General features: G+C 70.6%; 22 protein-coding genes. 7 read left to right on the forward strand and 15 right to left on the reverse strand.

All coding sequences use genetic code 11. The features are described 5' to 3' along the window. Nucleotides 1–90: 90 nt before the first annotated feature. The 4 genes from AB0L65_RS62020 to AB0L65_RS62035 all read right to left on the reverse strand — a co-directional run bounded on the left by AB0L65_RS62020 (nt 91) and on the right by AB0L65_RS62035 (nt 1,368). The gene (locus tag AB0L65_RS62020; RefSeq protein WP_364267143.1) at nt 91–198 is read right to left on the reverse strand and encodes a nitroreductase family protein; all 108 of its coding nucleotides are present in this window, start codon (nt 196–198) and stop codon (nt 91–93) included. Nucleotides 199–405: 207 nt separating this feature from the next. Then, nucleotides 406–891, reverse strand: coding sequence for a MarR family winged helix-turn-helix transcriptional regulator (locus tag AB0L65_RS62025; protein WP_364267146.1), 486 nt, complete (start codon nt 889–891; stop codon nt 406–408). Between the two features lie 60 nt (nt 892–951). Beyond that, the gene (locus tag AB0L65_RS62030; RefSeq protein ID WP_364267149.1) at nt 952–1,134 is read right to left on the reverse strand and encodes a hypothetical protein; all 183 of its coding nucleotides are present in this window, start codon (nt 1,132–1,134) and stop codon (nt 952–954) included. A gap of 99 nt (nt 1,135–1,233) precedes the next feature. Continuing rightward, nucleotides 1,234–1,368, reverse strand: a complete 135-nt coding sequence (locus AB0L65_RS62035; protein WP_364267152.1) for a hypothetical protein — start codon at nt 1,366–1,368, stop codon at nt 1,234–1,236. Between the two features lie 166 nt (nt 1,369–1,534). Between AB0L65_RS62035 and AB0L65_RS62040 the strand changes: the two genes are divergently transcribed. Next, complete coding sequence (locus tag AB0L65_RS62040; RefSeq protein ID WP_364267155.1) at nt 1,535–2,311, forward strand: NAD(P)-binding domain-containing protein; 777 nt, start codon at nt 1,535–1,537, stop codon at nt 2,309–2,311. 12 nt (nt 2,312–2,323) lie between these two features. Here AB0L65_RS62040 and AB0L65_RS62045 read toward each other — a convergent pair whose 3' ends face one another. From AB0L65_RS62045 to AB0L65_RS62070, 6 genes are read right to left on the reverse strand one after another with little or no spacing between them, the layout of a single operon-like run. Next, on the reverse strand, nt 2,324–4,414 hold the full coding sequence (locus tag AB0L65_RS62045; protein ID WP_364267158.1) for an ABC transporter ATP-binding protein: 2,091 nt from the start codon (nt 4,412–4,414) through the stop codon (nt 2,324–2,326). Further along, nucleotides 4,411–5,292 carry an ABC transporter permease gene (locus AB0L65_RS62050; RefSeq protein ID WP_364267161.1) on the reverse strand — a complete coding sequence of 294 codons (882 nt, stop codon included), beginning with the start codon at nt 5,290–5,292 and terminating at the stop codon, nt 4,411–4,413. Before AB0L65_RS62050 ends, AB0L65_RS62045 begins: the two co-directional genes overlap by 4 nt. A 4-nt stretch (nt 5,293–5,296) precedes the next feature. Beyond that, entirely contained in the window at nt 5,297–6,244 is a 948-nt protein-coding gene (locus AB0L65_RS62055; protein ID WP_192784182.1) for an ABC transporter permease, read from the reverse strand. A gap of 12 nt (nt 6,245–6,256) precedes the next feature. Further along, nucleotides 6,257–7,840, reverse strand: coding sequence for an ABC transporter substrate-binding protein (locus AB0L65_RS62060; RefSeq protein WP_364267164.1), 1,584 nt, complete (start codon nt 7,838–7,840; stop codon nt 6,257–6,259). Between the two features lie 54 nt (nt 7,841–7,894). Beyond that, nucleotides 7,895–10,303 carry a glycoside hydrolase family 3 C-terminal domain-containing protein gene (locus tag AB0L65_RS62065; RefSeq protein ID WP_364267167.1) on the reverse strand — a complete coding sequence of 803 codons (2,409 nt, stop codon included), beginning with the start codon at nt 10,301–10,303 and terminating at the stop codon, nt 7,895–7,897. After that, nucleotides 10,300–10,893 carry a TetR/AcrR family transcriptional regulator gene (locus AB0L65_RS62070; protein ID WP_364267200.1) on the reverse strand — a complete coding sequence of 198 codons (594 nt, stop codon included), beginning with the start codon at nt 10,891–10,893 and terminating at the stop codon, nt 10,300–10,302. The genes AB0L65_RS62065 and AB0L65_RS62070 overlap by 4 nt, the downstream gene beginning before the upstream one ends. 101 nt (nt 10,894–10,994) lie before the next feature. On the opposite strand from AB0L65_RS62070, the gene AB0L65_RS62075 reads away from it, so the two are divergent. From AB0L65_RS62075 to AB0L65_RS62085, 3 genes are all read left to right on the forward strand, one after another. Further along, nucleotides 10,995–12,494, forward strand: coding sequence for a sulfatase-like hydrolase/transferase (locus tag AB0L65_RS62075; RefSeq protein ID WP_364267170.1), 1,500 nt, complete (start codon nt 10,995–10,997; stop codon nt 12,492–12,494). Between the two features lie 40 nt (nt 12,495–12,534). Then, complete coding sequence (locus AB0L65_RS62080) at nt 12,535–14,343, forward strand: DUF5605 domain-containing protein (protein WP_364267173.1); 1,809 nt, start codon at nt 12,535–12,537, stop codon at nt 14,341–14,343. Between the two features lie 413 nt (nt 14,344–14,756). Then, on the forward strand, nt 14,757–15,815 hold the full coding sequence (locus tag AB0L65_RS62085) for an LLM class flavin-dependent oxidoreductase (RefSeq protein ID WP_364267176.1): 1,059 nt from the start codon (nt 14,757–14,759) through the stop codon (nt 15,813–15,815). A 267-nt stretch (nt 15,816–16,082) separates the two neighbouring features. Here AB0L65_RS62085 and AB0L65_RS62090 read toward each other — a convergent pair whose 3' ends face one another. From AB0L65_RS62090 to AB0L65_RS62105, 4 genes are all read right to left on the reverse strand, one after another. After that, nucleotides 16,083–16,619, reverse strand: coding sequence for a MerR family transcriptional regulator (locus tag AB0L65_RS62090; protein WP_364267179.1), 537 nt, complete (start codon nt 16,617–16,619; stop codon nt 16,083–16,085). Then, complete coding sequence (locus AB0L65_RS62095) at nt 16,616–17,404, reverse strand: alpha/beta hydrolase (RefSeq protein WP_364267182.1); 789 nt, start codon at nt 17,402–17,404, stop codon at nt 16,616–16,618. Before AB0L65_RS62095 ends, AB0L65_RS62090 begins: the two co-directional genes overlap by 4 nt. An 87-nt stretch (nt 17,405–17,491) precedes the next feature. Next, nucleotides 17,492–18,409, reverse strand: a complete 918-nt coding sequence (locus AB0L65_RS62100) for an NADP-dependent oxidoreductase (RefSeq protein WP_364267185.1) — start codon at nt 18,407–18,409, stop codon at nt 17,492–17,494. Between the two features lie 81 nt (nt 18,410–18,490). Further along, complete coding sequence (locus AB0L65_RS62105) at nt 18,491–18,988, reverse strand: phosphotransferase (protein ID WP_364267188.1); 498 nt, start codon at nt 18,986–18,988, stop codon at nt 18,491–18,493. 374 nt (nt 18,989–19,362) lie between these two features. On the opposite strand from AB0L65_RS62105, the gene AB0L65_RS62110 reads away from it, so the two are divergent. The 3 genes from AB0L65_RS62110 (at nt 19,363) to AB0L65_RS62120 (ending at nt 22,024) form a co-directional block, all read left to right on the forward strand. Further along, on the forward strand, nt 19,363–20,118 hold the full coding sequence (locus AB0L65_RS62110; protein WP_364267191.1) for a hypothetical protein: 756 nt from the start codon (nt 19,363–19,365) through the stop codon (nt 20,116–20,118). A 239-nt stretch (nt 20,119–20,357) separates the two neighbouring features. After that, entirely contained in the window at nt 20,358–21,176 is an 819-nt protein-coding gene (locus AB0L65_RS62115; RefSeq protein ID WP_364267194.1) for a hypothetical protein, read from the forward strand. Nucleotides 21,177–21,199: 23 nt separating this feature from the next. Beyond that, nucleotides 21,200–22,024 (forward strand): hypothetical protein, encoded by an 825-nt coding sequence (locus AB0L65_RS62120; protein ID WP_364267197.1) that lies wholly within the window; start codon nt 21,200–21,202, stop codon nt 22,022–22,024. A gap of 345 nt (nt 22,025–22,369) precedes the next feature. Here the strand turns inward: AB0L65_RS62120 and pafA are convergent, their stop codons facing one another. Beyond that, entirely contained in the window at nt 22,370–23,728 is a 1,359-nt protein-coding gene (gene pafA, locus AB0L65_RS62125; protein WP_350734334.1) for a Pup--protein ligase, read from the reverse strand. Nucleotides 23,729–24,375 lie beyond the last annotated feature (647 nt).

The raw sequence follows: 24,375 nt of genomic DNA on the forward strand, positions 1-24,375 counted from the left end.
CGCCCGGCAGGTGGATGCCGAACCGGTGGTCGCCCTCGGCACCAGCGTCAGCGTGACCAGCCCCAGCCGTCACCCAGAGACGACGACCTTTCACGCGGCGGACAGCACGCGCTCCAGTACCTCCCGCGGGACAGGCCGGTCGGTGAATCCGCGCACCGCCCGTCGGCTCGTGACTGCCTCATAGACGTCCAAGATCACCTACCTCCTCAACGCATTAATTTCACTACATATGAGACTGTATCACAAGCAATAGTATCATTCAATACTATTCAGCGACCGTACGGGCCCCGTGCATCGCGGAGGGAATGAATTCAACGCTAGCTGATGAGGTGCGCAACGGCGCCGCCAGGGCAGGGTCCCCGCCCGAACCCGGCGCGGCGCCGGGCAACCGGCACACAGGCCCGCTTACGCCTCGCCGTCCGCTGGATAGGCGAACCGGGTCAGCAGATCCCTCAGGAGTTCGGCCTCGCCGGGCCCCAACGCGGCAACCAGGCGCGCATCCACCGGCTCCGCCGCCACATGGGCCGCATCGAAAAGCTCGACGCCTTGAGGCGTGATCTCCACCGCCCGAACCCGTCGGTCCCCCGGCACGCTCTTGCGTACGGCCAGCCCCTTACGCTCCAGGTCGTCCACGACCCGCATGATTCCGGCCTTGTCCGACCCGGTCGTCGCCGCCAGGTCCCGCTGCACCGTGGGCCCGCGCTCGATCAGCACGATCAGCACGGCAAAATGCCGCAACTCAATGCCGAGCGGCCGAAGCGCCTCTGTCATCACCGTGGCCGCGCGCCAGTGCGCCTGGCGCAGCAGCAGGCCGAGAGCGAAGGGTGATGCATCCCCAGGGCGGTCGGTCGCACGCGAGGCGGTCGTTCTGCGGGGAACGTCAGCGGTCATCAACCCATGTTACCAGCTATGTTCTCATTCGATACGGTATCGTACGAGAATAATGCACGGTCAGCGGGTGAGCTTCTCGGGGTTGCGGACGTAGTAGAGGCCGGTGACGCGGGCGTTCTCCACGCGGAAGGCCGGCACCCCGTCGATCACGCCGTCCAGGCGCAGGATGAGCCCGGGGTTGCCGTTGACCGTCGTGGGCTCACTGGTGAAGGTGCCGCCGGCCTTGGCGACACTGCCGGCCATGTAGCTGAGCACCTTGTCGGCGCCGACGACCGGCCGCAGGGCCGCCAGCTTGAGGCCGCCGCCGTCGCTGACGAAGACGCCGTCCGGGGCACGCCGGGGTCAGCGGCGCCGCTGCCCACCGCGTAGACGAGGTAGTCGTAGGAGAGTCACCGACACGCCGTCGTGCCGGGCCAGGCGATTGGCCGCCATCACGCCTCCGACCACGACCACGACCACCTCGACGTTCCCGCTCATGATGCCTCCCTCGTGTTATGGACCCGGCATGGAGACACCAGCCACGCATCCGGTGTAACGGCCTGCAGATGAGACATAGCGCACATCGGACGCGGCGGAAACGCCCCCGCGCGGCCGGCCTCCTGGCGGTCATGCTCCTATGGAGGAGATCGCGACAGGTATGACGATGGAGGAAGACACAGTGAAGCGCATCGGCATCATCGGGGTGGGCGAGATCGGCCGAGCCATCGTGGCGGGCCTGTGTGAGGGAGCCGACCGCTCCCCCGAGGTGTTCCTCTCCCCCCGGGGAGCCGGCACGGTCGCGGCGCTGTCCGAGCGCTACGAGAGCGTGCGGGTGTGCGCCGGCAACCAGGAAGTGGTGGACGGCTCCGAGGTGGTGATCATCGCCGTACGCCGCCAGGACCGGCACGAAGCACTGGCCGGGTTGAGAGTGGACGGCGGCAAGGTGGTGGTCAACGTGATGGCCGGGGTCGGCAACGACGACCTGCGCCGGACGCTCGCCACCGACGCCCCGCTGGTACGGGCCATCCCCCTGCCCACCGTGCGCGAACGCCGCTCCGTCACGGTGACGTACCCGTCGCACCCGGTGGTGGACTCCCTCTTCGAGCACCTGGGCGGGGTGCTCCCGGTCGCGGACGAGGCGGCCTTCAACGTCCTGTCCGCGCTGACGGGAACGCTGACGACCCACTACTCGTATCTCGCCACGCTCACGTCGTGGACCGTCGATCACGGCATCGACCCCGACGACGCGGACCGCTACGTTCGCGGCCTCTTCCAGGGGGTCGGCCGTTCCCTGAGCGACGAGACCCGTTCGCTGCACCAGCTCGCGGCCGACCACGAGACCCCGAACGGGAACAACGAACGCATCCGCACCACCTGGTTCACCCCGGCCAACGCCGAAGCCCTCAACAAGGCCCTCGACGACCTCCTCGCCGATCTCTGAAGCCCGGTGAGTTCACCGCTGTCCGCCGGTCGCCACCAGCTCCCCGGCGAAGTGGCAGGCGGCCAGTTGCCCACCCGGGGTCTCGGCGAGCTGCGGCTCCTGCTCGGCGCAGATCGTCCGCTCGGGATGGGCCAGCGGGCCGATCGGGCAGCGCGTACGGAAACGGCAGCCCGACGGCGGGCTCTTCGGGCTGGGCAGATCGCCGGTGAGCACGATGCGCTCTCGGCCGCGCATCGTGGTGTCGGGCACCGGCGAGGACGACATGAGCGCGACCGTGTACGGATGCTGCGGAGCCGCGTAGACCGCCTCGACCGGGCCGGTTTCGACGATCTTGCCGAGGTACATGACGGCGACCCGGTCGGACAGGTGCCGCACGACCGAGAGGTCGTGCGCGATGAACAGGTACCCGAGGCCGAGCTCGTCGCGCAGCGACTCCAGCAGGTTGATGATCTGCGCCTGGATCGACACGTCCAGTGCCGACACCGGCTCGTCGCAGATCAGCACCTGGGGCTGGACGGCCAGCGCGCGGGCGATGCCGATGCGCTGGCGCTGCCCGCCGGAGAAGGCGTGCGGGTAGCGGTCCAGGTGCGACTCGTTCAGGCCGACCCGCCGGATGAGCGCGTCCGCCTCCGCGGCCCGCTCGGCGACCGGCACGCCACGCATGTCGAGCGCCTCGTCGAGCGACTGCCTGATCGTGCGGCGCGGGTTGAGCGACGCGTACGGGTCCTGGAACACGTACTGCACCGTGGAGCGCAACGCCCGCGCGCCGGCCGGGGAGAACGCGTCGACGCCGTCGGAACCGACGCGGACCGTGCCCGCGGCCGGCCGGTTGATCCCGACGACCGTCCTGGCGAGGGTCGACTTGCCGCACCCGGACTCGCCGACCAGGCCCAGCGTCTCCCCGCCGGCGACCGTCAGGCTCACCCCGTCCACGGCGTACACGGGCTGTGACCGGCCGAGCAGGCTCCTGCGGCCGGAGGCGACGTCGACCCGGAGGTTCTCCACGCTCAGCAGCGGGGTTCGGGCCGGTTCGGCCCGCGCGGCCGGGTCGGCGGTGACGAGCGTGAGCGGCGGTATGGGCGTGCCCTGATGGGTCACCCAGCAGGCGGCGGCGTGCCCTGGCGTGGTCAGGGGCAGCAGCTCGGGAACGTCGGCGCGGCAGCGGTCCTCGGCCAGCCGGCAGCGGGGGTGGAAGGCGCACCCGGGCGGCAGCGCGGCGGGGTCCGGCGGGGCGCCGGGGATCGCCGGCAGCCGGTTGCCGCCTGCGGTGTCCATCCGCGGCATGGCCTTGAGCAGGTCGGCGGTGTACGGATGCTCCTGCCGCGCGAAGATCGTCTCGACCGGTCCCCGCTCCACGACCCGGCCGCCGTACATGACGACGACGTCGTCGCACATCTCGGCCACCACGCCCATGTCATGGGTGATCATGAGTACGGCGATGCCCAGCTCGTCGCGCAGCTGCTTGAGCAGGCGCAGGATCTGCGCCTGGATGGTGACGTCCAGGGCGGTGGTCGGCTCGTCGGCGATCAGCAGCGACGGCGAGCCCGCCAGCGCGATGGCGATCACGGCGCGCTGGCGCATGCCGCCGGAGAACTGGTGCGGGTAGTCGTCGATCTTGCGTTCGGCGTCCGGGATCCCGACCTGCCGGAGCAGTTCGAGGGCCCGCGCGCGGGCCGCACGCCTGCCGGTGCCGTGCACGGTGAGGGCTTCGACGATCTGCGCGCCCACCGTGAGGACCGGGTTGAGCGCGGACTGCGGGTCCTGGAACACCATCGCGATCTCGGCCCCGCGGATGCGGCGCATCTCCTCCTCGGACAGTCCGAGCAGGTCGCGGCCGCCGAAGCGGATCTCGCCGGCGGCGATCCGGCCGGGTTGGGGCACCATCCGCAGGATCGAGCGGGCGGTCACCGACTTGCCCGAGCCGGACTCGCCGACCACGCCGAGGATCTGGCCCGGTCGCAGGGCGAGATCGACGTCGTTGACGGCATGGACGATCCCCGCGCCGGTCGCGAACTCGGTGCGCAGCCCGCGGACCTCGAGCAGGACATTCGCGTCGGGACGCGCCGGGGCCGCCGGCGCGACGCCGTGGGGGTGAGTGGTCATTTGCGCAGCACCGCCTTGTTGAGCGCGTTGGACAGCAGGGTGAACGCCAACGCGAGGAGCAGCAGCACCAGGCCGGGCCCGAGCACGTACGCGGGGTGCACCTCGATGTAGCGGGCGCCGACGTTGAGCATCGCGCCCAGCGACGGGACGGGCGGCTTGATGCCGAGACCCACGATGCTCAGGCCGGACACGATGAAGATCGCGACCACCATGTAGACGGCGGCGCCGACGACGATCGGGTCCATGATGTTCGGCAGCACGTGCCGCACCAGCACGGTGCGCTTGCGCACGCCGAGCACCTTGGCGGCCAGCACGTACTCGCGCTCCTGCTCGACCTGGAGGCCGGCCCGCGACAGCCGTCCGAACCCGGGCAGGCCGCTGATCAGCACGGCCACGAACAGCGAGAGCCAGCCCGTGCCGAGCACGAGGACGACGCTCATGCCGAGCACCAGCCCCGGGAAGCCGAGGATGATGTCGAGCGCGCGCTGCATCGCGGCGCCGAGCAGGCGCGAGACCACGCCGGTGAGCCCCATGAGCGTCCCGATGACGGCGCTCACCGGCACCGCGGCCAGGATCAGGCTCAGATCGGTACGAAGGCCGTAGATCGTACGGGCGAGGATGTCGCGGCCCAGCTCGTCGGTGCCCATCCAGTGCGCGGCCGAGGCGCCGACCAGCGAGTCGCCGCTCTGGTCGTCGTACCCGCCGGGGAACAGCAGCGGCGCCAGGAGGGCAACGGCGATGAGCACCAGCAGCAGCCCGGCGCCGAACGCGCCGCGCGGGGTGCGCAGCGCGGTGAGGTACTGCCTCAGCGCCCCGGCGCCGGGCCGGCGCGGCACCGCCGGCGCGGGGGTGCCGGGTGCGGTGACGGTGGTGGTCATGGTTTCACGCTCCCAACCTGACGCGGGGGTCCAGGACCGCCATGGCGATCTCTGTGAGCAGCTGCACGACCACGGCGATCAGCACCGTGCCGACGATGATCACCTGTACGAGGTTGTAGTCCGCGCTGAGCACGCCCGAGACCCCGAGCTGCCCGATCCCGTTCCTCGCGAAGATCATCTCGATGACGACGGCGCCGGCCAGCATGTCGCCGAACCGCATGCCGATCGTGACGGCGGCGGGCCCGAGGCTGTTGCGGACGACGTGGCGCAGGGTGATCCACCTTCGTGGCACGCCCTTGGCCACGGCGAGGTCGACGTAGTCCTGCCGCCACGCGTTGTCCATCGAGGACTGGACGAGCATGGCGACGTGGCCGCCCATCGGCACCGCCATCGCCACCGCGGGCAGGATCAGGTACTGCAGGCCGATCACCGGGTCGTCCAGCACCGCGACCTCCCCGCTGATCGGCAGCAGGCGGAACACCACCCCGAACAGGATGATCAGCAACAGGCCGAAGAGGAAGGGCGGCATCGCCAGGAGCACGGTGTTGCTCGCGTCGGCGGTGAACCGGGACAGCCGCGAACGCGCCGACCCGGCGAAGATCCCGAGCCCGAGCGAGACCGCGACCAGGAGGATCGTGGCCGCGACGGTCAGCTCGAACGTGCTCTCCACCCTGCTGCCGATCAGCTCGGCGACCGGGCGCTTGAACTGCAGCGACTGGCCCAGGTCGCCGGTGAGCAGCCCGCCCATCCAGTGGACGTACTGCTCGGCCAGGGGGCGGTCCAGCCCCATCTCGACGCGGATCGCCGCGACCTGCTCCGCGGTGGCCTCCGGCCCCGCCGCGATGGCGGCCGGATCACCGGGCGCCAGGCGGGGCAGGAGGAAGGCGATGGCGGTCGTCGCCACCAGGACGAGCAGGACCGACGGCAGGCGCCGGATCAGGAAATGGATCATGCTCGGCCTCGTTCACCGGGTGAGGTAGGCGGCGCGCATGGAGCGGCCGTAGCGGCTGACCAGGATGTCCCTCGCGGCGTCCGCGCGCACGACCGTGGCCGGCACGATGGCGATGGTCTGGAGGAAGGCGGCGTCGAGCAGGTACTGCGAGAGGTCCTTCAGCCGCTGTGCCGTCTCGCTCTCGTCGGCGCTGTCGATCAGCGCCTGCGCCCGCTCGCGGTAACCGGCGTCGGCGTAGTTCGAGGTGTTCTTGGCCGGCCTCAGGTCCGGGTATCCGTACAGCGAGAGCGCCGGCGGCAGCTTGGCCACCGCGGTCCAGGTCAGGAACGCGGGCCCCAGCTTGCCGGCGATCCTGCGCGGCTCGAACTCCGCGGGGGGCAGTTCGAGCGCCGACGGCCGGAGGCCGACGTCCGTCAGGTTGCGGGACACGATCTCGATCACGTTGCGCGGCACCGGCAGCGCGTGGACGGCGATCTCGACGCGGGCCCCGGCCGCCCCGGCGGCCTCGATCATCTTCTTCGCGCGGTCCGGCTGGTAGGCGTAGGTGGCGGCGAGCTCCGCGGGGTAGCCGGTCGCGTCCTCGCTCCACGGCAGGCTGGTGGTGGCGCCCACCCCGCCGAAGACCTGCTGGTTGATGCGCTGGCGATCGATCGCGTAGCCGATGGCCCGGCGCACCTCGGGCTTGTCGAAGGGCGCCTTGGTGACGTCGAAGCCCAGCGCGTACACGAGCCCGTGGTTGAGGTCGAGGTGGAACTTCTTGTCGTCGACGACCGTCTTGGCGTCCTGGATGTTGAGCCCGTTCGCCAGGTGCGCGCGGCCTGAGCGCAGCGCCGCCAGCTGGGCGGTGGAGTCGCCGATGACCGTGAGCTCGATGCCGTCGAGGTAGGGCAGCCCCTGCTCCCAGTACGCGTCGTTGCGCGTCATCTTGATCTCCGTGCCGGCCTTGTAGCCGGACCAGAGGAACGGTCCCGTACCGATGACCTTCGACCCGTCCGCGAGCCCCTTGTAGGTCTCGCGGTCGATGATCGGTGTCGAGTCGAGGATGTCCAGCACCACTTCCTGGAGTGGCCGCGGCGAGGTGATCGTGACCTCGTGCTGGCCGGTGGCGCTCGCCTTCCAGCCCTTCATCGCGCCGCCGAGCGTGGCCAGGCCGTCGCCCGCCATCTCGCGTTCGAGGGTGAACACGACGTCTTCCGCGCTGAAGGCGCGGCCGCCGTGGAACTTGACGCCCTCGCGCAGCGACAGCACCAGCGTCCGGTTGTCGTCCCGCAGCTCCCACTTCGTCGCCAGCAGGGGCTGCGGCTTGTTGTCCTGGTCGACCATGACCAGCGTCTCCAGGACGTTGCGGTTCCAGAAGATGTTGCCGGGGCGGCCGGTGAAATAGGCCGCGGGGTCCGGCGGCGCGGCGACCGTGGCGACCAGGGTCCCGCCGCGGGCCGGGCCGCTCGTCGCGCCGGCCGTCTTGCTCTCGTTCACCGCGGAGCGGCATCCGGCCAGGCCGGCCGCACCGAGGACGGCCAGCCCGCTGAGGAGCGTCCGGCGCGACAGGGCCGAAGCACCGGGGATGGAATCGACGTGGCGATTACTGGGGTACATCGCTGCACCACCTCACTTACTTTCTCTCGGGCCGGGGGGGGAAGACCCGGTTGATCACTCCTCGTGAACCTTGATCGAGGTCGTGCCACGGATGTCCGCGCAGGAGAATCCGATGGCGACTTCGAACGTTCCAGGCTCGACCGCCCAGTCGTGCCGTGCCACGTCCCAGTGCTGGAAGGCCTGGGGCGGCAGCGGGATCTCGGCGGTGAGCGTCTCGCCGGGTTCGCCGCGCACGACGGCGAACCCGGCCAGCCAGCGGGCGGGGCGGTCGACGCTCGAACCGGGCCGCGCCAGGTAGACCTGCAGCACCTGCTTGCCCGGCCGCGAACCGGTGTTGCGCACGGAGACCCGTACGGCCGCGTCCGGTCCGCTGTCGACGTCGACGAGCTCCCAGGACGTGTAGCCGACGCCGTGCCCGAACGGGTACGCGGGCTCGACCCCGGCGCGCAGCCACGCGCGGTAGCCGACATGGACGCCTTCGCCGTACTCCAGCCGGCCGTCCACCGGTGCCGTGTCCAGCACCGGAACGTCCTCGCCGTGGTCCGGCCACGTCATCGGCAACCTGCCGCCGGGCTCGGCGTGACCGAGGAGCACGTCCGCCAGCGCGGCGCCGGACTCCTGGCCGCCGAACCACGTCACGAGCACCGCCGCGACGTCATGGCGCCACGGCAGCAGCACGGGGGCGCCCGCGTTGACCACGACGACGGTGTTCGGGTTCTCCGCGGCGACCGCCCGCACCAGGTCGTCCTGCCCGTCGGGCAGCGACAGGTCCGCTCGGTCGAAGCCTTCGCTCTCGGTCTGCGAGCTGGTGCCGACCACGACGATCGCGACGTCCGCGGCCCTGGCCTGCTCGCGGGCGACGGCGAGCTCATCGGCCGGGGACCGCCGCGGCGCCCGGGAGCGGATCGCGACGGCCGAGCCGGACTTCGGCATCCGCTGCCGCAGCAGCACCTCGACCGGCCTGCCCGCTTCGAGCGGCACGTCGAACGTGCGCACTGGCGGCGTGAGGATCTCCGCGCCTGGGCCGTCGTGCGTCGGCCGTACGTCGTCGTCCAGCAGGGTCCGGCCGTCGACGGCGAACACGATCCGGCCCGCCCCGCTGAGGCCGAGCTGCCACGTGCCCGAGACGTCCGGGACGATCCGGGTGGTCAGCTCGACGGTGGTGGCCCCCGCGGGCACGTCGGCGCCGAGCCGCACGAGAGCGGCGCTCCGGCGATCCTCGCGCGTCACCTCGGCGCCCGTGTCGTCGAGCCAGCGGATCAGCACGGGCGCGCCGAGCATCCCGGGCGGCACCGGGGCGGGGTCGCCTTCGAGGTAGCTGCCGGCGGTGTAGGTCACCTGGACGCCGGGGGGCAGGGCGGCTTCGAGGCCGTCCAGCGGGGACACGACGTGGGTGGGCCGCACTTCGGCGCTGCCACCGCCCTGGATGCGCGGGCTGCCGGCCAGCTCGCCGAACACGGCGACGCGGCGCAGGCGCTCCGGCGCGAGCGGCAGCAGGTCATCGGAGTTGTGCAGCAGCACGGTCGCGTCCGCGCCGGCCGCGTGCAACTCGCTGCGTACGTCGACGGTGACCGGCGTACGGGTCACCGGCACCGAGTCGAGGGCGCCGAGCCGGGCGGCGAGCCGCAGGAGGTTCTTCACCTTCGCGTCCACCGCGGCCTCGCTGACCAGGCCGTCGGTGACGGCCTGCACCAGCGCGGCGCCCCACGGTCCGCCGGGGCCCGGCATGGTGAGGTCGAGGCCCGCCGAGGCGGCGGGCGCCACCGAGCGGGCGGCGTGCCAGTCGGACATGACGAGCCCGTCGAAGCCCCAGTCCGTGCGCAGCGGGCTGTCGAGCAGCTCGCTCTCGGTCATCGCGGTCCCGTTGACGGCGTTGTACGACGCCATGACCAGCCACGGCCGTTCATTACGGACGATGTGCTCGAACGGGGCGAGATACACCTCGCGCAGCGTGCGCTCGTCGAGGCGGACATCGACGGTGGCGCGTTCGGTCTCCGAGTCGTTGGCGACGTAGTGCTTCACGGCCGCCGCCACGCCGTGCCGCTGGAGCGTTCCGACCAGCGCGCCGGCGAGCCGGGCGGTCAGGACCGGGTCCTCCGACCACCACTCGAAATGGCGGCCGGCGAGCGGGCTGCGCTGGAGGTTCGCCGTGGGGCCCAGCACCACGTCGACGTCCTTGCGGGTGGCCTCCGCGGCGAGCACGCGCCCGGTCGCGGCGGCGCGGTCGACGTCCCAGCTCGCCGCGATCGCGGTCGGGCACGGCAGGCACGCCGACGGGGAGCCGTTGTCCCATTCCGGGCCGCGCACTCCGGCGGGCCCGTCCGACACGTTGATCTCGCGCAGCCCGATGGCCGGCTCGGCGTACGTGCGCCAGTGGGACTCCCCCGTCAGCAGCCGCACCTTCCGCGGGAGGTCGAGCTTGCCGACCAGGGCGTCGAGGTGCTCCTCGAGTCCGTCGTTCACTGGTCCTCCTTGATGATGAGTCGCTCGAGGTAGGCGGCCATGCGTCCGGGGAGGTCCATGGTGGGGTCGAGCAGCCACTGGATCTGGAGCCCGTCCATCACGGCGATCATCTCGCCGGCCAGGACGACCGCGTCGAGCGTGGCGGGGAGCCGCCCCAGCTCCTGGTCGCGGCGGATGCGCTCGGCCACGCGCTCACGGACGCGGGCGTAGCGGCGCAGGAAGAACTCGCGGGCGGGGTGGCCCGGCTCGATGCTCTCCGCGGACTCCACGGCGTACAGGCGCATCGCCGTCGGATCCTCGACGTTGTGGTGGCACAGCGAGATCAGCGCGTCCGCGACGGACATCTCCTGGAACATCGCGTCCATGTGGTCCCGGCTGTCCTCGTCACGCCGTTCGAGGGCCGCGAGCAGCAGCTCTTCCTTGTTCTTGAAGTGGTGGATCAGGCCGGGCTGGGAGATGCCGACCCGGGCCGCGATGTCGGCGAGCGAAACACCCCGGTAACCGCTGTCGCCGAACATCTCGGTGGCGACCCTGAGGATCTCCTCCCGCCGCACCCCTGGCGGCCTGCGGTTACGCACCGACGGTGCCACTCCTGACAAGAGATTCTCCTTGCGTTCTCGCGGTTTCGGCAGACCTTACCGAGTACTCGGTAAGGTACGCTACCCCCCAATTCAGTAACGGGAGGATGACCATGACGTATCGCCCGAATTTCCTGGTGGTGGTCGCGGACCAGCTGAGGGCTGACGCGGTGGGCGCCTTCGGAAACCCGTCCGCGCGCACTCCGAACCTCGACCGCCTCGCCGCGACAGGCACCGCCTTCACCAACGCCTACGCGCAGCACCCGGTGTGCTCGCCCAGCCGCGCGTCGTTCCTGTCCGGCTGGTATCCGCACACGGCGGGGCACCGCACGTTCGGGACGCCGCTGCGCGCCGACGAGCCGAACTTCCTGCGCACGCTCAAGGAGAACGGCTACCACGTGGCCTGGGCCGGGGACCGCGGAGACACGTTCGGTCCCGGCGCGACCGAGCTCAGCGTCCATGAGCACGGCTTCGGCACGCGGCCGACCAGCGGGCGATGGGCTGGCGGCACCAAGGCGGCCACCGAGCTCCCGCGGCTGCGGTCCGACGTCGATCCTGACCTGTGGGACCGCCTCTACTACCACGGCCGCGTGGTCGATGACAGCGACATCGACTTCGACGAGGCCGCCGTGCGCACCGCCGAGGAGTGGCTCGCCGACCCGCCGGACGGGCCGTGGGTGCTGTTCGCGCCGCTGGTCGCGCCGCACTGCCCGTTCCGTGCCCCCGAACCGTGGTTCTCCCTGCACGATCGCGACTCCGTGGGCGACCCCGTGTCGGGCAGCGGCCCCGAACCCGCCTACCTGCAGGGGATCCGCGACTACTACGGCACGGACCGCGCGACACCGGAGGTGTGGCGGGAGCTCCGGGCCACCTACCAGGGCATGGTCTCGCGGCTCGACTCACATGTCGGCCGCCTGCTCGACGGCGTGGATCGCGCGGGCGCGGCCGAACGTACCGTGACGGTGTTCTTCTCCGACCACGGCGAGTACCTCGGCGACTTCGGCGTGGTCGAGAAGTGGCCGTCGGCGCTGCACAGCTGCATCACCCGCGACCCGGTGATCATCAGCGGCGGCGGGCTGCCGGCGCACGGCGCGGTCGATGCCATGGTGGAGCTGATCGACGTCTTCCCGACCGTGCTCGATCTCGCCGGGGTCGAGCCTGGGCATCATCACTTCGGCCGCAGCCTGCTGCCGGTGCTGCGCGATCCCGCCGTGGGGCACCGCGAGTACGCGTTCAGCGAGGGCGGCTTCCTCGTCGAGGAGGAGCCGAAGTTCGAGCGCAGCGGCTTTCCGTACGACCGCAAGACGGCGCTGCAGCACGAGCGGCCGATGACCGTGGGCAAAGCCGCCGCCGTCCGCGACGAACGCTGGACGTACGTGTGGCGCCTGTACGAACCGGCCGAGCTCTACGACCGGTCGGCCGACCCGCACGAGGCGCACAACCTCGCCGGGCGCCCCGACCTGGCCGACGTCGAGGCCCGGCTCTCCGGCGTGCTGCTGCGCTGGCTGGTGGAGACCGCGGACACGCTGCCGGAGCAGGCGGACACCCGGATGCCCGACGTCGACCTCCCCACCCCGGGCGCCCGCTCGCAGGACGCCGGATCCGCACGATGAGCCGACCTCCCTCCCCGGGCGGCACCTCAGGCGGCACTTCATGAGCGGCCGGGGATTCGGGCCGGACAGCCTGCTCGCCGACGTCCTGGACCACGCCGAGGCCCGCGGCGTCATCCAGCGCACGCTGCCCGGCGTCGTGAACTCTCCCCTGCTCATACAGCTGCGCCGCCGCACCCTAGGCAAGATCACGGCCGCCGGTCCGTACGCCCGGCTCTCCCCCGCGCAGCTCGACGACCTGTGGCGCGAGCTGGCCGCGCTCGACGCCGGCGACCCGGGCGTGCGCTCCGACCCACCGGCGATCGCGCCGAACCCCCACTACGAGCCGGCCGGTACGCCGCGCGGCTCGGCCGGCGTGCTCTCCGCACCCGCCATGGCCGAAGTATGGGCGATCTGGGAGCTCGCCCTCACCGGACCGGACCACGGCAACCCGTTCGTCGACGTCGACCTGCGCGCACGCGCGACCGCCCCCGACGGGTCGACGCGCCGGCTCGGCGGCTTCTACGACGGCGACGGGATCTGGCGCGTCCGGCTGCTGCCCGACCAGGCCGGACGCTGGGTCGTCACGACGGAGGCGACCACGCCCTCCCTCGACGGCGTCACCGTCGAGCTCACCGCGGCGGCCGGCGCCGGTCGCGGGCCCGTCCGGGTGGCGGACCGGTATCACTTCTCGTACGCGGACGGCACGCGCCACCTGCCGCTCGGCACGACCGCGTACGCCTGGACCCACCAGAGCGAAGCGCTGCAGGAACAGACCCTGCGCACGCTCGCCGCGTCGCCGTTCACCAAGATCCGGATGGGGATCTTTCCCAAGTCGTACCTCTTCAACGCCAACGAGCCGCCGCTCTACCCGTTCGAACCGGACGGCGACGCCGGGTCGGACCACACCCGCTTCAACCCCGCCTACTTCCGCGCTTTCGAGCGCCGGATCGCGGATCTCGCCGCGATCGGCGTCGAAGCCGATGTCATCCTGTTCCACGCCTACGACCGCTGGGGCTTCTCGGACATGGGCACCGCCGCGGACGACCGCTATGTCCGGTACGTGGTTCGGCGATTGTCGGCATTGCCGAATGTCTGGTGGTCGCTCGCGAACGAGTACGACCTGTTGTTCTCGAAGACCGTCGACGACTGGGAGCGGCTGGCCGCGATCGTCGTCGAAGAGGACCCGGTCGGGCACCTGCTCTCGATCCACAACTGCTTCCGCTTCTACGACTACGGCCGGCCGTGGATCACTCATGCGAGTGCGCAGCGCATCGACGTGTACCGCACCGCCGAGAACACCGACCAGTGGCGTGAAGAGTGGGGTAAACCCGTCGTCATCGATGAATGCGCCTACGAAGGCGACATCGACCAGGGGTGGGGCAACATCACCGGGGAGGAGATGACCCGGCGGTTCTGGGAGGGCGCGGTGCGCGGCGGCTATGTCGGGCACGGGGAGACCTACCTCAACGACCGCGAAGAGCTGTGGTGGTCGAAGGGCGGCGAGCTCGTCGGCTCGAGCCCGGATCGGATCGCCTTTCTCAGACGGATCATCGAGGAGTCGCCGACCGGGGTGCTCGATCCGCTGCCGAGCGACTGGGACACTCCCTGGGGTGGCGTGGCGTCGCGTTACCTGATCGCGTACTTCGGCTTCAACCGGCCGTCGTATCGCGATGTCACGATGGAGGCCGGCACGGTCTGGACGGTGGACGTGATCGACACGTGGAACATGACCGTCGAAACGTTGCCCGGCACGTACTCGGGCAGCTTCCGTGCCCCTTTGCCGGCGCGCCAGTACATGGCGATCCGATGCGTCGCCACCGACGCCGACCAGCCCACGGGACCACCGGGCACCGGGAGGTCGCCGGTGTGAGCGCTGCCCAACGTTTCGGGCAGCTCGATGATCCGGACAGCCCGGCAATCCGGGCGGCCCGGTGATCTGGGCGGCTCGGCCCAACGGCGGCGCTCGGTTTGAGACGATGGTGGCGCTCAGTATGGGCCGATGGCGCCCATCGACTGGCGCACCGCGAGCCGCTGCGCCCGGTTACGCGGCGTCCACCGGCTGATTCCCGCATCCTGGGCTACCGTCGCCGACGTCAGCGCGGGACCGGCAGGTGCGACGCGACGGCGACGGCGTCGATCGCGGCCGGTGAGGTCAGAAGCCCCCGACCCCGGCTCGATCTCAGCCGGTGAGGTCCAGGGCCGCCCGGCCGGGCTCGAACGCTGTCCCGGAATCCAGCCCACCAGCACTGCCTTGGGGACTTCGCGATACTGCGCTGGAGACGAATGGCTGTGGCGGGACCGGAGGGGACGAGCATGCGCGGGTGCCGGCAGGCTGACGTACGCATTTCGGTGCTGGACACCTCACCGATCGTGCAGGGGTCCACACCGAGGCAGGCGCTGCACAACACGGTGGATCTCGCGAAGCTGGCCGACGCGCTGGGCTTTCACCGCTACTGGATCCCCGAACATCACGGCATGCGCGGCGTCGCCAGCTCCGCCCCCGCCGTCCTCATCGGCCACCTCGCCGACGCCACGCGGCACCTGCGCGTCGGCGCGGGCGGGGTACTGCTGCCCAACCACGCTCCGATCGTGGTGGCCGAGCAGTTCGGCACGCTGGCCGCCCTCCACCCGGGACGGATCGACCTCGGCCTCGGCCGTGCCCCGGGCGGCCCTCCGCCGGCCGTGGACGCGGTCCGTTCCGAGCGGGAGCGGACCGCGAAGACCTTCCGCCAGCAGCTCGACGAGCTCCGGGCCTACCTCGACCCGCCCCAGGACGCGCAGGTCAAGGCGATTCCCGTCCTCGGCGGCAACGTACCGTCGCTGTGGCTGCTCGGCTCCACGACCACCAGTGCCGAGCTCGCCGCCGAACTCGGCCTGCCCTACGCCTTCGCCCACCACCTCAACGCGAAGACGGCCGTAGAAGCCATACGCACCTACCGGGAGCGGTTCCGCCCCTCGGACCACGCCGCGACACCGACGACGCTGGTCAGCGTGTCCGTCATCGCCGCCGAGGACGACGAACGCGCCGAATGGCTCGCCGGGTCCACCCGGCTGAAGGTGCTCAGCCGGGTCCGGGGAACCCGCATCCTGTTGCCGAGCCCCGAGGACGCGGCAGCATATCCCTACACCGACGACGATCGCGCCGAAATCGCCGCCCGCTCGGATGGCGTCCTGGTCGGAGGCCCGGCCACGGTGTTGGAGCACCTGCAATCGGTGCTCGACGCCACCGGCACCGACGAACTCATGATCACCACTCCGCTCTACCACCACGCGGATCGCCGCCGATCCTACGAGCTGGTCGCCTCCATCGCCGACCGACTCCGCCCGAGCGCGAAACACTAACGCGGCCTGCGGCCCCTGGCCGACCGGTCGCGGCCGCACGCCCGAGGGCACTGCGGTGTTCGAGCCGCCGATGCTGACCGAGGGTGAACGCGGTGGCACCCAGGCCGTCCACGCTCGCGCTGGCCGATCGCGGTCCCCACCCGGCCCTGGGCAACGCCGACCTGTGCGGACCGCAGCTGGTCTCGACGCTGTCGCGTACAACGAGAAACTCGGTGCGCCCGACGTCGGCGAGCGCTGCGACGATCGACGGACACGCCGCCAGGGCGGTCAGTCCGGTTTACGGATCAACGACCTGCGCACCTCGTCGAGCATGGCGGACGCCGCGACCGCCGCCAGGGTTCCCGCAGCCAGGGTGGGCCCGTCGGCGCGCAGTGCCCTGAGAGCCTGGCCAGGATGGGCCCGCTCAGGCTTGTTCATCTGCCGGTCGGGGCGTCGGAGGGTGGCTACTGGAGGCGCAGCTTGTTGGCGTAGTCGGCGATCCGGGTGGAGCCGGCGTAGCGTGTCGCGCCGCGCGATCAGATCGTCGATCCGGTCGGTGAGGCGCCGTTCGACGTCGACGAGCGCGGCGGCGAACCGGTCGGGGTCGGCGTCGAGTATCGCCCCGATCTCGGCCAGCGGCACGCCGGCGGCGGCCAGTGTCCGGATCTGGACCAGCCGCAGCAGGTCGGCCGATCCGTAGCGGCGGTAGCCGGAGCTGTCGCGGCGGGGTTCGTCGGTCAGGCCATGCTTGTGGTAGTGCCGGATGGTTTTCACCGTTACGCCCGCGAATGCCGCCGCCTGGCCGATCGTGACGCCGCCGGTCATCTGCTCAGCCGACCTCGTGATCGTGGGGTGCCGGCGAGTTCGCGAACCGCGTCGGCGACGGCGCGGAAGTCCTTGCGCAGCATGTTGCCGTGGTTGCCGGCGACCTTCGCGCTCATCTTGATGTTCGGGTTGCGGGCGAGCACCGGGCCGAGGGTGGCGCGCATCTGCTCCATCTCCTCCCGGCTGCCGCCGAGGTTGGCACCCGTGGCGACCACGTACCGGACTGGACAGGTCACACCGTCCAGAACCGGGCCGAGTGCGGCGCAGATCTCGACGAGCTCGATGTTGCTCTGGGCATGCTCCTCGACGGACATCTTCGCGCACAAGTGCAGGGGACGAAGCATCGGAAACAGCCAGCCCCACCGGCGGAACAGGCCCCTGATCCGTTCCGGGGTGACGGTGTCGGTCCAGCCGTGCGGGTACGCGCCGTCCACGGACACCACTCCCAGGACGCGGTCCGGGTTCCGGCCGGCCCAGTGCAGCGCGACCGGCGCGCCGTAGGACCAGCCGACCAGCAGCGGCCGGTCAACGCCCCTCGCCTTGAGGACGGCGCCGACGTCACGGACGTGCGCCTCGAACGAGGCGGCCGCCGCCGAACGCCTCGATCGGCCGCGGGCCCGCATGTCGTAGGTGATGTGCCGGTATTCGCCGCCGAGCTCGGCGATGACGCGCCGCCAGTACGACTGCGTGGCGAACTGGCCATTGAGGTAGACCACGGGCCGGCCGGGCCCACCGGTGTCGTCGACCGGCACCATGCCGGTCCAGGTGGAGTTCGGGTCGGTCACCCGTTCAGCGTGCACGCTGACCTAAGGTCAAGGTCAACCCCGGGGTGGCCCCCGCGTCTGGAGGGGCGAACGGCTCGCCTTCCCCCGCTAGGGACGGAGCACGATCTTGCCGTGGGTGTGCCGCTGTTCCAGCTCGCGGAACGCGTCCCGTACCTGCTCCAGTGGGTAGGTGCGGGCGATCGGCACCTCGAGCTCCCCGCGCGCGGCGAGCCGGGCCAGCTCGCCGACCACGACCGCGCACGCGGCGGCGCCTTCTCCGTCGGTACGCGCACCGACCTTGGCCGCGGCCTGCCAGTCGCGGATCGTGTTGATCCGCTCGGGCTGCACGCCCAACTCCACTGCCAGCTCCACGTAGCCGTCGCCGAACGTGTCGATGAACGCGTCGACCTTCCCGCCGCAGGCTCCCCGGATCCGCTCGGCCACACCCTCCCCGTACGCGACCGGAACGACACCGCGCTCCTTCAACCAAGCGTGGTTCGGCTCGCTCGCCAGCCCGATCACCGTGGCGCCGCGCCGCCGCGCGAGCTGCACGGCAAGCGACCCGACGCCGCCCGCCGCACCGGACACGACGACCGTGTCCCCCGGCCCTGGGTCGACCGCGAACACCGTGGCGTACGCCGTCGTGCCGGCCACGTACAACGACCCGGCCACCTCCCAGGACAGCCCCTTCGGACGCGGGGTCAGCTGCACATCGTCCACCACGACGAACTCCGCGTGGCTCGCCCTCTTGTGAGTGAAGCCGAGAACCTCGTCGCCCACCGCGACACCGCGCACCTCCGGACCGACCTCCACCACGAGTCCGGCCAGATCACTGCCCTGCCCGGAGGGGAACGTCGCCGGCCAGCGCTCGTGCCGCGCGCCCTGCCGGATCATCACCTCGCCGGGCTGGATCCCGGCCGCACGGACCTCGACCAGCACCTGCCCGGGGCCGGGCACCGGACGCTCCACCTCCTCCACCCGCAGGACATCGATCCCGCCGTACTCGTGGAACCGCACCGCCTTCATCGCCTGATCACCGCTCTTCCTCGTTCGGACGGGCCTTCACACTGCCATCACCATCGATGGCCCAGGAACGGAGCGGTCTTCCTAGGACCGACGCTCCGATGATGCGGTTGACCTCCGATCAGGGAGGCTGCGCGTGCTCGGCCCCCCAGCACCGACACGACGTGGGCAGGGACGAGAGGGCAGGCGTTCCAGTTCGCACGGGCGCTGGCCGGAGGCCGTGGCCCGGGTCGCGGGGCGGCTGGGCGTGACGCCGAGGCGTCGCAGTGCCGCGTGGGCGGGTGGGCCCGACGTGGCCTTGCCGCCTGGCCGACCGCGGACGCCGGCTTCGCCGATGAGGCTGCCGCCAAGGGCGCGTCGCACCGCCCATCCGCGGGCACGGCGCAGGGCCGCGGCGTCCAGGGCCGGCCGGTAAGCGGCATGGAAGAGATCGGCGGTGCCGTCCGGCAGCAGGTTCCAAGCTGCGGCGAGGTTGCCGGCCGGATCGCGCGCGAAGAGGTCGCCGAAATCGATCACGCCGCAGACCGTGCCGTCAACGGTGGGGACGTTGACCGGATGCAGGTCGCCATGGAGCCATAGCACCCCGCTACCTGACCGACAACGCCGAACACCTGCGCTACGACCAAGCGCTTCCGGAGGGACGGCCGATCGCGACCGGCATGATCGAAGGCGCCTGCCAGCATCTGATCGCCGACAGATTCGACCTCGCCGGAGCACGCTGGGGCAAGCGGTGTTGAGCTTCGCGTCCTGCCCGCCAACGGTCATCTCGCCGCTTACTGGAGGTACCACCTCGCCCACCAGACCCGCTACCAGGACGGATACGCACTCACCGCGTGATCGCTCCGGCGATTGAGGACGAGCTACACCCTGCACACCCGTTGAAGATGGTCGGCACTGCGACGTCCGACCAATGAAATGTGCTGATTCTATGCCGCTGCCCGATCTAGGGTGCGGGCATGTCGTACGTGCTGCGCGGTGTTGTCGGTGGCTTCGACCATCTCCGGTTCCTGTCGGATGATGTGCCGCGGGCTGTGGTGGTGCCGCTTCGGCAACGCTTGGGGCTGCTGCCGGTTACCGACGAAGTTTTCGACGAGCTGACCGACGCACGGCGGGAGGCCGGGCCGTTCACGCTCATGTCCCCGGCGTTCGCCGAGAGGCTGGAGGACTGGTCACGCGGCGGTCGAGTCGCCTACGTGGAGGCGGACTTCTGGGGTGGTGACGGCAGCCAGACCGCTGCCCTGTGGGAGAACGGCCGTCAGACCTGGGGTCCCGAGCACGCCTGGATCCCTGCGACTGCGGGACCGTGCGAGGACTGGCAGATCAACGCCATGCTCGCGCGCCTCGGAGCGGTCGGGACGGCTGCGCTGGACCTCTTCGATGCGGTCGGCTTCGGGCAGGAGCGTGACATGGAGGGGTGGCGCTGGGCGGGCGTGCGTGCCCTGGACGCCGCCGACTACGACGCCTGGGAGGCGGCGCGCCGGGCGAAGGAGGAGGCCGATGCCCGCGCCGCCGCCGAACGTGACAGGTATGTCAGGCGTGACGATGTCCCCGTCGTACTCGACGGCAGGGCGGTGATGGAGGTGCTCGGCATCCCGTCGTCCCCGCTGGTGGGGGCCGCGATCCGGCATCTTCAGGAGGTTCACCTGGAACGCGGCTCCCTTACCCCCGACGAGGCCGCCACCGAGCTTCGCCGCTGGGCCCAGAGCCTGTGAAGTGCTCGATGAGGTCAGAGCAGCCGCATCTCCGCCGGTCCCGGTCCGGTCCCACCGATGCGCCCGCTGACCAGGCCGGCCCCCGGCGCCGACATCGGTTCCGCCATCGATACTGGACCCCAGCTCCGGCGCCCATCCGGGCCCGTCCGGCGACGTGTCCGGAATCGGCCGCGCCCGGTCCGCGAAACTGGCGGGCCGGCTAGTAGGCGCCACCGGGACGCCCTACGACATTGGTCCGCATGAAGAGAGACAGCCCGAAACGGGGAAGCGGGAGCCGATCCCCCAAAAAGACCAAAAAGGCGGCAGGCGAGCCCATCCGTGCCCTCGTCAAGACCAAGCGGGACGCACTGCCTGTGAACGCACCGCCGCCGAGCACCCTGGCGGGACTGATGTCGTTCAGGGATGTGTCCGAGTCACATCTCCTGCCTTTTCTCGATATGAATGACCTCTTCGAGCTGGCCGCGACGAACAGCTCTTTTCTGGTCAAGGTGGCCGACTTCGTGTTCAACCCCGCCTCAGCGGGCCCCGGCAGGAGCTTACGGATCGCGCCGCCGTCCCTGGCGTCGATTCAGATCAGGCCCGCCGCCCCCGGGAACCCCGTTGATCTGTTCGAGGCGATCTTCGACGACCGGACGGAACAAGAAAAGGCCCTGCAGTCCGCCGTGAAATATTGGCTCATCCACGTGGCCAGGCTCGGCCCCCGGGTGCCTCCCGGGCAGCTTCTGTGGACCTTGAAAGAAATGTACGGGCGCGGCCTGGACCGGCAACTCGTGACGGCCCACGATCAGAGATCCGATGAGTCTGAGGACACCGAGGTCGTCCCTGGGCTCTACGACGGCGCTCGCAAGCTCTTCGAGATAGCGGCCGACGTCGTCGCACCGACCGAGCTGGGCGAGGTCCAGCTTCCCGTGCTGGTCGCCGACCTCGCGGCGGTGAACAACCTGCCCATCAACCAGCAAACCTTCGACGAACTGCACGACATGATGGTCGACCTGCCCATCTGGAACAGGGATCGGGACGACCCGCTGTTCGAGGACCAGATGAACAAGCACGCATAAGAACCGGAAACGAAGGAGCAGCAGTGACCGGTGACCCGGTGGCCATCGCCGAGGCCGTACGCGGGAGGCTGCGTAGCAAGCTCGACCTGTCCAGGGGCTGGGTGACCGCCGCCGGGCACGGCGGCCTGGACGCCGTCTACCGCCGCGGCGCCCGGCGTGACCCGCTGCCCGAGCAGGCCGGCGCCGAACCGCTGGCCTGGGCGCTGGCCCATCTGCGTGACGCCGGCGAATGCCTGGGCATCCTGAACGGCTTCCCGGACGCCGGCGCCTCCGCGCCCGTCAAAAAGGTGAGCGCGGCGATGCCGCAGGCCGTCACCGCGCTGAGCCAGGCGTACGACGCCTGCCAGGACCTCGCCACGTCACCACCGCAGACCGACGCCAGGACCAAGCGGCACGCCGACGTCAGCCGGCGACTGGACTCCATCATCAAGACCCTGGAGGACCGGCAGCTCGAATGCGAGGACCTGCGCGCGAACTTCGACCCCTCCGCGCACGCCCAGCAGAACAACGCCGGGCGCGCCACGGTGCCCGCGCTCAACCGCCTGGCGCAGATCATCGACCAGGCGAAACGCTGCTGTCTCAAGGCCTCGATGGCGCTGCGGGGAGTCGCGGACGAGGCCGTCCTGGGCGCGGCAGAAGGTACGAGTGCGACCCCGTACGCCTGGCCCTTGCTGCCTTATCTCGACGATCAGGAGGTGGTTCTGGCGTATTTGGACGTTCCCGCCGATGAGACGCGGCGCGACGCCACCGACGCCCTTCTCGCCCAGGCCGTGCTCGACCCGGGGAGCAGGCAGCACATCCACGAGGCCGTCCAGGCGGTCAACGCGGAGCGGACGGCCCGGACCTGACGGCCCGTCGCTCGATCCCAGCCGCTCCATGGCGAGGGCGACCCGATCGAGCAGTTCGTCCGCAGACAGGCCGTCCCGCCTCGCGCCGTGGGCGTGCCTGACGCTCCATGTCGTCTTCATCACCGGGTCGGCGGCGGAGGGCGTTGGGAGGGTGGCCAGGTGGGTTCTTGGCCTCCTCTCGCAGGTCAGAGCGAGATGATCTTTTAAGGCACGTCTGGCCTGCGCCACGCAAGCCACTGCCGGCGCGTGCATCCCGGCTTGACCCGTTCAAGCCACTGAGCTACTTCCAGTCCCTCTCATGAACTGCCGCACGCCGGCGTGGCTTTCGTTCTTGGCCCCACCCGGTCACATGCTGGCGATGAGTTTGTCCACCCTCTCGTCGACGCTGCGGAACGGGTCCTTGCACAGCACGGTGCGCTGCGCCTGGTCATTGAGCTTCAGGTGCACCCAGTCGACGGTGAAATCGCGCCGCTTCTCCTGCGCCTTGCGGATGAACTCGCCACGCAGCCGCGCCCGGGTGGTCTGCGGCGGCACCGACTTGGCCTCGAAGATCTTGATGTCGGAGGTCACCCGCTCCACCGCGCCGCGCCGCTGCAGCAGGTAGAACAGCCCGCGCTTGCGGTGCACGTCGTGGTAGGCAAGGTCGAGCTGGGCCACCCGGGGCGAGGACAGCGGCAGGTCGTACTTCTTCCGGTACCGCTCGATGAGCTGGTACTTGGTGACCCAGTCGATCTCCCGGGACACCGTGTCCAGGTCGCCGGTCTCCACCGCCCGCAGGGTGCGCTCCCACAGCTCCAGCACCCTCCGCGCGATCACGTCGCCGCCCCGCTGGTCCACGAAGTCCTTGGCCTTGCCCAGGTACTCCTGCTGGATCTCCAGCGACGACGCCTCACGCCCGTTGGCCAGCCGGACCCGCCGCCGCCCGGTCATGTCATGCGAGACCTCGCGGATCGCCCGAATCGGGTTTTCCAGGCTCATGTCGCGCATCACGATCCCGGCCTCCACCATGCGCAGCACCAGGTCGGTCGCGCCGACCTTGAGCAACATCGTGGTCTCGCTCATGTTCGAGTCGCCGACGATGACGTGCAGGCGGCGGAACCGCTCGGCGTCGCCGTGCGGCTCGTCACGGGTGTTGATGATCGGCCGGGACCGGGTCGTCGCCGACGACACCCCCTCCCAGATGTGCTCGGCGCGCTGCGACACGCAGTAGACCGCCCCCCGCGGGGTCTGCAGCACCTTCCCCGCGCCGCAGATGATCTGCCGGGTGACCAGGAACGGGATCAGCACATCGGCCAGCCGCCCGAACTCCCCATGCCGGCCCACACAGTAGTTCTCATGGCAGCCGTAGGAGTTGCCGGCCGAGTCGGTGTTGTTCTTGAACAGGTAGATGTCGCCGGCGATGCCCTCCTCGCGGAGCCGCTTCTCAGCGTCGACCAGCAGCCCCTCCAGGATCCGCTCACCGGCCTTGTCATGGGTGACCAGCTCCACGACGTTGTCGCACTCGGGGGTGGCGTACTCGGGATGGCTGCCCACGTCCAGATACAGCCGGGCGCCGTTGGGCAGGAACACGTTGCTCGACCGGCCCCAGGAGACGACCCGCCGGAACAGGTAGCGCGCCACCTCGTCCGGAGACAGCCTGCGCTGACCCCTAAAGGTGCACGTGACGCCGTACTCGTTCTCCAGACCGAAGATGCGTCGATCCATTACCTCACACTATTCTCCCCGCCCGCGCGACGGGGGAGATCGTCTTTCGCCGGACCCGGCCGGGGACTGATGTGTGGGTACCCGGAAAGCCGACGACACATGCGCCACGAGGCCGGCTTGCAACGGAGTCTGGCTGGAGCACACCGCGGCCCTTGCCGGACGATCAAGGACCATGATCCTTGCCACTCACCGGCGGAGATCACATCCCACCGTGCCGAGCCATCCCCCTCCTACCTGGGAGGACAAGGCGGACGGCGTCGGTCTTCCCGGCCGCCACGGCCGCCCTTGCGGCCCTTGGTCTGGGCGGCGGGCCCGGACCAGGCGATCCTCGCGGACGGCTTCTCCTGCCGCACCCAGACCGCCGCCCCCGCACCGGCCGCCAGGCCCGCCACCTGGCCGAGCTCCTCGCCAAGTCGCTGTCCCGCCAGGGACCCGGCTGAGCAAAATAACAGAGCGCGCGCTCCAAAACTGTGTATCTTTGTCAACGTGTCTCGACTGTTCAGATCCTTACGCTGGGCGCCAGTCCGTACCAGAACGCTGGCGGCGCTGGCCCTGCTCACCGTCCTGGGCTCGCTGCTCACCGCGCCCGCCGCGTCCGCCACCGCGGCGGGCGCGCCGATGCTGCCCCTGTTCGTACGCAGGGCGAG

This window comes from Nonomuraea sp. NPDC052116 (assembly GCF_040680035.1).
GTDB lineage: Bacteria > Actinomycetota > Actinomycetes > Streptosporangiales > Streptosporangiaceae > Nonomuraea > Nonomuraea angiospora_A.